Consider the following 234-nt stretch of genomic DNA (forward strand, 5'->3'; position numbering starts at 1 on the left):
GATACGCTCTGAACCGAAAATTTCAGCCAGGCGATTCAAGCGAGAGTCAGGTAGGTTTACAACACCAACGTTGGGTTCAATGGTTGCGAAGGGGTAGTTCGCCGCCAACACGGTGTTCTTGGTCAATGCATTAAAGAGGGTCGATTTGCCGACGTTGGGCAGACCCACAATTCCGATAGTTAAAGCCACGAGATTTACCTTACCTTCTTTGTTGAGATCGCCCTAGAAATTGGG

General features: G+C 48.7%; 1 protein-coding gene. It reads right to left on the bottom strand.

Annotated features, from left to right (window positions below):
* On the bottom strand, window positions 1-189 hold a 189-nt coding region (locus QRT08_RS18995), incomplete at its 3' end, for a GTPase (RefSeq protein WP_369684865.1).
* Between the last annotated feature and the right edge of the window lie 45 nt (window positions 190-234).

The sequence above is a fragment of the Halalkalicoccus sp. NIPERK01 genome (genome assembly GCF_030287405.1).
Classification (GTDB): domain Archaea; phylum Halobacteriota; class Halobacteria; order Halobacteriales; family Halalkalicoccaceae; genus Halalkalicoccus.